Origin of the sequence: Collinsella sp. SGI.180 (genome assembly GCF_050313455.1) — a bacterium.
Classification (GTDB): Bacteria; Actinomycetota; Coriobacteriia; order Coriobacteriales; family Coriobacteriaceae; genus Collinsella.
The window spans coordinates 47,629-56,440 of sequence record NZ_JBNPLL010000015.1; the positions used below are offsets into that span (position 1 = coordinate 47,629).

The 8,812-nt window shown below is 60.3% G+C and carries 9 protein-coding genes; all 9 read left to right on the top strand.

The features are described from left to right. Window positions 1-19: 19 nt before the first annotated feature. Window positions 20-313, top strand: coding sequence for a 30S ribosomal protein S6 (gene rpsF / locus ACQRAP_RS06735; protein WP_006235831.1), 294 nt, complete (start codon window positions 20-22; stop codon window positions 311-313). A gap of 48 nt (window positions 314-361) precedes the next feature. Continuing rightward, entirely contained in the window at window positions 362-814 is a 453-nt protein-coding gene (locus ACQRAP_RS06740; protein ID WP_006235830.1) for a single-stranded DNA-binding protein, read from the top strand. Window positions 815-886: 72 nt separating this feature from the next. Then, window positions 887-1,153, top strand: a complete 267-nt coding sequence (gene rpsR / locus ACQRAP_RS06745) for a 30S ribosomal protein S18 (RefSeq protein WP_006235829.1) — start codon at window positions 887-889, stop codon at window positions 1,151-1,153. 15 nt (window positions 1,154-1,168) lie between these two features. After that, a complete protein-coding gene (rplI, locus tag ACQRAP_RS06750) occupies window positions 1,169-1,708 on the top strand; it encodes a 50S ribosomal protein L9 (protein ID WP_427795197.1) in 540 nt (179 codons plus the stop codon). A 218-nt stretch (window positions 1,709-1,926) separates the two neighbouring features. Then, complete coding sequence (dnaB, locus tag ACQRAP_RS06755; protein WP_427718155.1) at window positions 1,927-3,324, top strand: replicative DNA helicase; 1,398 nt, start codon at window positions 1,927-1,929, stop codon at window positions 3,322-3,324. A 92-nt stretch (window positions 3,325-3,416) separates the two neighbouring features. Continuing rightward, window positions 3,417-4,703, top strand: coding sequence for an adenylosuccinate synthase (locus ACQRAP_RS06760; protein WP_427795198.1), 1,287 nt, complete (start codon window positions 3,417-3,419; stop codon window positions 4,701-4,703). Between the two features lie 120 nt (window positions 4,704-4,823). Continuing rightward, on the top strand, window positions 4,824-6,128 hold the full coding sequence (gene purD / locus ACQRAP_RS06765) for a phosphoribosylamine--glycine ligase (RefSeq protein WP_154516747.1): 1,305 nt from the start codon (window positions 4,824-4,826) through the stop codon (window positions 6,126-6,128). Window positions 6,129-6,149: 21 nt separating this feature from the next. Then, window positions 6,150-6,845, top strand: a complete 696-nt coding sequence (locus ACQRAP_RS06770) for an NUDIX domain-containing protein (protein ID WP_427795199.1) — start codon at window positions 6,150-6,152, stop codon at window positions 6,843-6,845. Between the two features lie 82 nt (window positions 6,846-6,927). Continuing rightward, window positions 6,928-8,697, top strand: coding sequence for an ABC transporter ATP-binding protein (locus ACQRAP_RS06775; protein ID WP_427795200.1), 1,770 nt, complete (start codon window positions 6,928-6,930; stop codon window positions 8,695-8,697). Window positions 8,698-8,812: the final 115 nt, after the last annotated feature.

Sequence of the window (8,812 nt, forward strand, 5' to 3'; positions counted from 1 at the left end):
GTCCAGAGGAGGTGACAATATGAAGGCTTATGAACTGCTGTTCTTTGTTGACCCGTCGCTCGACCCCGAGACTCGTCTCGCTGTTATGAAGCGTATCGATACCACGATCGCTGAGGGCGCTGGCAAGGTCGACTCCGTTGACGAGTGGGGCAAGCGCAAGCTCGCCTACGAGATCAACGACCTCACCGATGGTGACTACACCCTCATCAACTTCCACGCAGATCCTACCCAGATCGCCGAGCTTGATCGCGTCCTGCGCATCACCGACGCTGTGGTCCGCCACATGATCGTCCGTCGCGACGACCAGGAGTAAGACTGTCGTTTTGGACTGGGCTTGTGCCCCAAGAGGAAGTAGTGAGTAATGAGCATCAATCGAGTGAACATCACCGGTAACCTCACCCGCGATCCCGAGCTGCGCGCCACTGCCGGCGGAACCCAGGTTCTGTCCTTTGGCGTCGCCGTGAACGATCGCCGCCGCAATGCGCAGACTGGCGAGTGGGAGGACTATCCCAACTTTGTCGACTGCACTATGTTCGGCACCCGCGCCGAGGCCGTGAGCCGTTTCCTGGCAAAGGGAAACAAGGTTGCGATCGAGGGCAAGCTGCGCTACAGCTCTTGGGAGCGCGATGGTCAGCGCAGGAGCAAGCTTGAGGTCATCGTCGATGAGATTGAGTTTATGAGCTCCCGTGGTGGCCAGGGTGGCTACGATCAGGGCGGTTACGCCCCCGCAGCTCCCGCGCCCGCAGCGCGTCCTGCCGCACCGGTGGCTACGCCGCCCGCGGTCGACGTCTACGATGAGGACATCCCGTTTTAAGGGTTGTTCACCTATTTTTGAGTGAGAGGCGGCTTCGGTTCGCCGAAGTTGCCAAATGAAAGGTATTTTGACATGGCTAATGATTTTTCTGCACGTCAGCCGCGTCGTAAGTACTGCCAGTTCTGCAAGGAGAACACTGAGTTCATCGACTATAAGGACACTCAGCTTCTCCGTAAGTACATGACCGACCGTGGCAAGATCAAGCCCCGTCGCGTCACTGGCGCTTGCACGCAGCATCAGCATGACATCGCCAACGCCATCAAGCGTGCCCGCGAGATGGCTCTCCTGCCGTACACCGTCCCCGTGGTTTCCTCTCGTGGCAACCGCGACCGCGGCTAAGAAGGGAGACGCATCATGAAGGTTATTCTTCTCGATGAGATCAAGGGCAAGGGCGGCGAGGGTGACGTCGTAGAGGTCGCTCAGGGTTACGCTGAGAACTTCCTGTTCCCCAAGAAGCTCGCTGTTGCCGCCACCAAGGGCAACCTCAAGCAGCTTGACGAGCGTCGCAACAACATCGCCAAGCGCGAGGCCGTCCGTCTGGCTATCGCCAACGAGACCAAGGCTGCCCTCGAGGGCAAGCAGGTCACCGTTGACGTCAAGGTCGGCGACGAGGGCATCCTCTTTGGCTCTGTCACCGCCGCTATGATCGCTGACGCCATCAAGGATCAGCTCGGTATGGACATCGACCGCAAGCGCGTCGAGCTCGGTAAGCCCATCAAGGTTGCCGGTGCCCACACCGTTGCCATCTCGCTGTACCGCGAGATCAAGGCCGAGGTTGTCGTTCTCGTCGGCGTTACCGCCGAGGAGCTCGCTGCCGAGGCTGAGGTCGAGGAGGCCGCTGAGGTCGCCGAGGCCGAGACCGCCGAGGCCGAGACCGAGGCTGCTGCCGAGTAGCATTTGCTGCAACGCAACAATCTTGTTCTAAGAAGGGCGCTCTGGGAGACCGGGGCGCCCTTTTATTTTTTGCGCTGAGTGGGTGTCACGTCATACATTGAGATGCGGTCCCACATAAGGGACCGTTCATCCGTTTGGTTCGGTGATGATTGTTAAGGCGCGCCTCGATTTAAAGCTGTGGCTGATACTATGGATGCTCGCAAGCGATATGAATGAGGATGCTCATGGCATATGACGATAGGGAGACATGGCTGACGGTCGAGGACCGCGGCTCCAAGTTGGGTCTCCCCCAAAACCAAGATGCAGAGGCCAACGTACTGGCCGCCATGCTGCTATCGCCCGAAGTGGTCGAAGAAGCCCAGGTCGAGCTGCAGCCCGATGATTTCTACCGGCCCATTCATAAGACCATCTATACCGCGATGGTCGATATGTACAACAGTCGCATTCCCATCGACTCCATCTCGCTGATCGATTACCTGCGAAGCATCAACAAGCTCGATGCCGTGGGCGGCGAGGCGTACATTTTGGAGCTGATGGGTCAGACCCTGTCGCTCGTCAACTGGCAGCACCATGCCGCCATCGTTCGTCGCGACTCGATGCTGCGTGAGCTGATTGGCGCCACCAACGAGATTAACGCGCTGGCCTATAACGCCCCCACCGATACCAAAGAGGTCGTGGAGCTGGCCGAGAGCAAGCTGCTCAAGGTTACGGCGCGCGAGGTTAAGTCGAGCTACAAGACACTGACCGAGTTTATGGTCGAGGCCTATAACGAGGCCGAGGAAGTGTGCCAGGCCGGTGGCCAGGCAGCGGGCGTTCCCACGGGCTTCCCGTCACTCGATCGCATGCTTATGGGCTTCCGCGAGGGCCAGCTCATCATTATCGGCGCCCGCCCCGCCGTGGGTAAGACCTCGTTCGCTCTAAACCTGGCGCTCAATGCCGCCGCTGCGGGCTACACCGTCGGCTTTTTCTCGCTGGAGATGTCGGGCAAGGAAATTGCCCAGCGCCTGATTTGCGCCTATGCCATGATTTCGATCAGTGATTTTCGCATGGGTCGCATTAGCCCCGAGCAGTGGGCCAATATCAATGAGGCCACGCAGACCTTGTCCAAGCTCGATATTCTGATTGACGATACGCCCGGCACCACGGTGACCGAGATTCGCGCCAAGAGCCGCCGCATGCTCCACAACAAGGAGAAGGCCATCATTATCTTGGACTACCTGCAGCTGGTGAGTCCTCCGCCGGGACGCCGTTCCGAGAGCCGCACCGTCGAGGTCTCCGAGATGTCTCGTGGCTTAAAGATTATGGCCAAGGAACTCAAGATTCCGCTGATCGCGCTGTCTCAGCTGTCGCGTCAGGTCGAATCCCGTACCGGCAAGCGCCCGCAGCTTTCCGACCTGCGCGAATCGGGCTCCATCGAGCAGGACGCCGATATCGTCATGTTCTTGGACCGTTCCGCCGACGAGGCTGAGGCCTCGCGCGACGACCGACCCGACGAGGGCGTCACGCGTATTGTCGTGGCCAAGAACCGTTCGGGCCCGATCGGCGACGTCGACCTGATGTTTCTGCCGGCGTCTACCAAGTTCTATGAGCTTGATGGGGTGCATACCGAGGAGTAGGACAGGCGCCCGTTGCACGGGTATACTGGGAATGTTTTGTGCTTCTGCCCGCCGTATGGCGCGCAGACAGTCCATGTATGTAAGGAGTAAACATGCCGTCAACCGTTTTGGTCGGTGCCCAGTGGGGCGATGAGGGCAAGGGTAAGATCTGCGACCTGATCGCCGGCGACTTCGATGCCGTCGTGCGCTATTCGGGCGGCAACAACGCCGGGCACACCATCGTTGTCAACGGCAAGAAGTACGGCCTGCACCAGGTGCCCTCCGGCATCATGTACGCCGACCACGTGTCGGTGATTGGCAACGGCTGCGTCGTCAACCCCAAGGTTGTCCTTGAGGAGATCGACATGTTCGAGGCCGATGGCATCACCACCAAGAACCTCAAGATCAGCGGCAACGCACACGTGATCATGCCGTATCACGTCGACCTGGACGGCGCCTTTGAGCAGAAGCTCGGCAAGAAGAGCATCGGTACCACCAAGCGCGGCATTGGCCCGTGCTATCAGGACAAGATGGCCCGTATTGGCCTTCGTATGCAGGACATGCTGGATGAGGAGCTCTTCCGCGACAAGCTGGAAACCTCTCTTGCCCGCGTGAATCCCGAGCTCGAGCTGCTTTACGGCCTGCCCACCTACACCGTGGACCAGATCTGTGAAGAGTACCTGCCCATGGCCGAGCGCCTGCGCCCGTACATCACCGAGACGAGCCTGCTGCTCAACAACATGATCGATGAGGGCAAGACCCTGCTCTTTGAGGGCGCCCAGGCAACATTGCTCGATATCGACCATGGCACCTATCCGTTTGTCACATCTTCTAACTGCACCGCCGGCGGCGCGATCACCGGTTCTGGTGTTGGCATGAAAAACGTCGATCGCGTGCTGGGCGTCATGAAGGCCTACATCACCCGCGTCGGTGCAGGCCCCATGCCCACTGAGCTTTCCTACGAGTCCGAGGCCGGCCATACGCTGACCGAGGAGGGCTATGAGTACGGCGTGACCACCGGTCGCCGTCGTCGCTGCGGCTGGTTTGACGGTCCCATCGCCAACTACGCCTCGCGCGTCAACGGTCTTACCGACATCGCCCTGACCAAGCTCGACGTGCTTTCGGTCTTCGACACCATTAAGGTGTGCGTGGCCTATGACGTCGATGGCGAGCGCTACACCAGCGTGCCCGAGCACCAGGTGCGCTTTGAGCATGCCAAGCCCATCTACGAGGAGCTTCCTGGCTGGAAGTGCGATATTACCGGCTGCCGCAGCTTTGAGGAGCTGCCGCAGGAGGCTCAGGACTACGTGGCATTTGTCGAGGATCTGGCGCACACGCGCGTGACGTTTGTCGGTGTTGGCGCCGGCCGCGAGCAGATCATCAACCGATTCTGGAAGTAATCGGCGTTATTTGGTTATTGCGATATACCCCTTCGCAGCCCGGACGGGCGGCCGAGGGGTATATTTGCTTGTAATGGGCCCGCATGGTTGACGGGCCGTTAATCCATAGAGGAGGCACCCTTGAAGGCGGACACTCAAACCATCGACATCCTGTTGTTGGGCAGCGGCGGCCGCGAGCATGCTTTGGCAGCCAAGCTCGCGGCATCACCGCGCGCCGGCAAGCTCTACATCGCCCCGGGCAACGGCGGCACCGCGAGCTGCGGCGAGAACGTGGTTCTCGACGATTGCGATCCTGCTGCCGTGGCGGCGTTTGCACAGAGCCACGGATGCGGACTCGTGGTGATTGGCCCCGAGGCTCCGCTCGTGGCGGGCGTGGCCGACGCCGTGCGCGCGGCGGGTATTCCCTGCTTTGGCCCGGGTGCCGAGGGCGCCCAGATGGAGGGCTCTAAGCTGTTTTCCAAGCAGCTCATGGAGCGCGCGGGCATTCCGACGGCCGCCTACGGCTCGTTTACCGACGAGGCTTCGGCTCTCGCCTATGTGCGCGAGCAGGGCGCTCCGCTGGTCGTGAAGGCCGACGGTCTTGCCGCGGGCAAGGGCGTTATTGTGGCAACCGAGCTTTCGCAGGCCGAAGAGGCCGTGCGCGAGTGCTTTGGCGGCACCTTTGGCGACGCCGGCAACACCGTGGTTATCGAGGAGATGCTCGTTGGCCCCGAGTGCTCGCTGCTGGCCTTTACCGACGGCAAGACCGTGCGCCCCATGGCCACCTCGCAGGACCACAAGCGCGCGCTTGAGGGCGACCTTGGTCCCAACACGGGCGGCATGGGCGTCTACAGCCCGGTGCCTATCGTGACCGACGAGGAGCACGCCACCATGGTGAAGGTCATGGAGCAGACCGTGGCCGAGCTCGCTGCCGAGGGCATCGATTACCGTGGCTGCCTGTACGGCGGCTTTATGCTTACCCCCGCCGGCCCCAAGGTGCTGGAGTTTAACGCCCGCTTTGGCGACCCCGAGACGCAGGTCGTGCTGCCGCGCCTTAAGAACGACCTGGTCGAGGTCATGCTTGCCTGCGCTAACTGCGAGCTCGACCAGATTGAGCTCGATTGGCGTGACGAGTGGGCGGTGGCCGTTGTGCTGACGAGCGCGGGTTATCCCGGCAGCTACGAGAAGGGCAAGGTCATCACCGGCATCGAGGATGCCGAGGCCATGGAGAACGTGACCGTGTATCACGCCGGCACCGCCGTGGTGGACGGCCAGCTCGTGACCAACGGCGGCCGCGTGCTCGCCGTGACCGCACTGGGCGACACGTTCGAGAACGCTCGCAACCTTGCCTACGAGGCTTGCGAGAAGATCGATTTTGAGGGCAAGACCCTGCGTCACGACATTGGCCTGCGCGCGCTGCGCGGCCGCGACGCCTGGGATGCTTAAAATCCGAGAGGAATGAGACGGATGGACGAGAAGAACGAAGAGCTCGTGGACGCGCAAATCGTCGAAGAGGACAGCCACATGTATGGGCACGCCGAGGGCGAGCCTGGTGGCGAGGTCGCTGACGAGCCGGCGCTGGTGCTGGGCGACGACGACCCGCACGATGTCGAGCTGCACGAGAAGATTCTTTCGGAGGAGTGCGCCTGGAAGGGCAAGATCCTCGACGTCCACCGTCTTGAGGTTGAGCTGCCCAACGGTCACCGCAGCGCCCGCGATATCGTTCGCCATCCGGGTGCGGCGGCCGTTGTGGCGCTGACCGAGAGCGGCAAGATCGTACTGGTGCGTCAGTACCGCACCGCCATCGACCGCGTGACGGTTGAGATTCCCGCCGGCAAGCTCGACCCAGGCGAGGACCCGCTCGATTGTGCCAGGCGCGAGCTGCATGAGGAGACGGGCTTTAAGGCCGGGCGCATTCGCTTTTTAACGTCTATTGTCACGACCTGCGGTTTTTGCGACGAGATTATTCACATCTACCTGGCCACCAAGCTCGAGTTCGATGCGCCCAACCCCGACGATGACGAGTTTGTCAACGTTGACCTGGTGCCGCTGCACGAGCTGATCGATGCCGTGCTCGACGGCAAGATCGAGGATGCCAAGACCGTCGTGGGCGCACTTGCCTGCGACAGCATCGCGCACCGCCTTGGTGGTTCTGAGCTGTAACGAGTGGGGATAGCCCTGGGACAAGTGCTACTGATTGCTTTGTCCCAGGGTCTTACGTTGCTGATATTTCTTTGAGGATCACATGCTGAAGCGTTTTCTGTCTTACTACAAGCCCCAGATGGGGCTTTTTGTTGCCGATACCATTTGCGCCCTGGTGCTCGCCGCCATTGACCTGGCGTTTCCCATTATCCTGCGCAATCTGTGCGGCGGGCTGTTTACCCAGGGCCAGACTGCCATTATGCAGGCGCTCGGTATGGTCGCGGTGGGACTGGTGCTGATGTATGCCACCCGCTGCGCCTGCCGCTACTTTGTGAGCTATTGGGGCCACGTGATGGGCGCGCGCATGGAGTCCAAGATGCGCGAGGACTTGTTCGATCAGTACGAGCGTTTTAGCTTTGCGTACTTTGATCGCAACAGCTCGGGTGACATGATGAGCCGCGTGGTCAACGACCTGTTCGATATCTGCGAGGCGGCGCACCACGTGCCCGAATGGATCATTATTTGCGGTATCGAGATCATTGGCTCGTTTGTGATTCTGTTTACCATTGCGCCGGTGCTCGCACTCGCCATGGTCGTGGTGACGGCGGTGTTCGCGGTCATTATGTTTTGGCAGAATATGCGCATGCGCGAGGTCTTTAGCGATAACCGCAAAAAGATCAGCGGCATCAATGCGCAGCTGCAGGATTCGCTGGCGGGCATGCGTGTGGTCAAAAGTTTTGCCAATGAGCAGACCGAACGCTCTAAGTTCCGTGCCTCTAACGATCGCTACCTTTCGTCCAAGGAAAACATGTATCACGCCATGGGCGTCTACACCGCGACGTATGGTCTGCTCTCGGGCGTGCTCTATGTGATCGTGGTGCTGCTGGGCGGTTGGCTCGTTGCCCAAGGCCAGCTGCAGGCGGTCGATATGGCAACCTTCGCGCTCTACATTTCGCTGTTCTGCACGCCGCTTGAGACGCTCGTCAATTCGGCCGAGACGTATCAGAAAGCCATCGCCGGCTTTAAGCGCATGGACGAGGTGCTCTCGACTGTTCCCGATATTCAGGATAAGCCGGGTGCTGCGGATCTGCAGGTGACGGCCGGCGCTGTTGAGTATCGCGACGTGTGCTTTAGCTACGAGGATGTCGAGCTGGGCGCGGGCGACGGGACGCGTCCCGTTATCGACCATATGGATCTGTCCATTAAGCCCGGTCAAACCATCGCTTTGGTTGGTCCCTCGGGCGGCGGCAAATCAACGACTTGTTCGCTGTTGCCGCGCTTTTACGACGTTGCCGCCGGCTCCATTAGCATTGACGGCCAGGATGTGCGCGACGTGACGCAGCGTAGCCTGCGCCGATCCATCGGCCTGGTGCAGCAAGATGTCTATCTGTTCGACGGAACGATTGGCGAGAACATCGCCTATGGCAAGCCGGGCGCTACGGCAGAAGAGATCGCCGAGGCGGCCCATCGCGCCAACATCGATGCTTTTATCGAGTCGCTTCCGCAGGGCTATGACACCGTGGTGGGCGAGCGCGGCAGCCGTCTTTCTGGTGGTCAAAAGCAGCGCGTCGCCATCGCGCGCGTGTTTCTCAAAAATCCCAAGATCCTTATTTTGGATGAGGCGACCAGTGCTCTGGATAACGAGAGCGAGGAGGCAGTGCAGGAGTCGCTCGAGCGCTTGGCGCGCGGCCGCACCACGATCATCATCGCTCACCGTCTCTCGACCATTAAGCATGCCGACGAGATTGCGACCGTTGAGCATGGTCGCGTTGTGGAACGTGGCACGCACGAGGAGCTTCTCGCCCGTGGCGGCACTTATGCCCGTTACTATCGAATGCAGTTCGAAGGTGCGCGTGCGCACGAGCTCGACTGATTGATATGACAGGAAGGTTATGGCTGATAAGAACCATCTGACTCCGGAAGAAGTGACGGAGTTATTCTCCGAAATCGATGCATCCGGCGTCTTGGATCCTACACTCGCCAAAAAG

What these genes read in the sequence shown, in the direction of transcription:
- rpsF (WP_006235831.1), top strand. Translation starts at nt 20, where the DNA reads ATGAAGGCTTATGAACTGCTGTTCTTTGTTGACCCGTCGCTCGACCCC.
- ACQRAP_RS06740 (WP_006235830.1), top strand. Translation starts at nt 362, where the DNA reads ATGAGCATCAATCGAGTGAACATCACCGGTAACCTCACCCGCGATCCC.
- rpsR (WP_006235829.1), top strand. Translation starts at nt 887, where the DNA reads ATGGCTAATGATTTTTCTGCACGTCAGCCGCGTCGTAAGTACTGCCAG.
- rplI (WP_427795197.1), top strand. Translation starts at nt 1,169, where the DNA reads ATGAAGGTTATTCTTCTCGATGAGATCAAGGGCAAGGGCGGCGAGGGT.
- dnaB (WP_427718155.1), top strand. Translation starts at nt 1,927, where the DNA reads ATGCTCATGGCATATGACGATAGGGAGACATGGCTGACGGTCGAGGAC.
- ACQRAP_RS06760 (WP_427795198.1), top strand. Translation starts at nt 3,417, where the DNA reads ATGCCGTCAACCGTTTTGGTCGGTGCCCAGTGGGGCGATGAGGGCAAG.
- ACQRAP_RS06770 (WP_427795199.1), top strand. Translation starts at nt 6,150, where the DNA reads ATGGACGAGAAGAACGAAGAGCTCGTGGACGCGCAAATCGTCGAAGAG.
- ACQRAP_RS06775 (WP_427795200.1), top strand. Translation starts at nt 6,928, where the DNA reads ATGCTGAAGCGTTTTCTGTCTTACTACAAGCCCCAGATGGGGCTTTTT.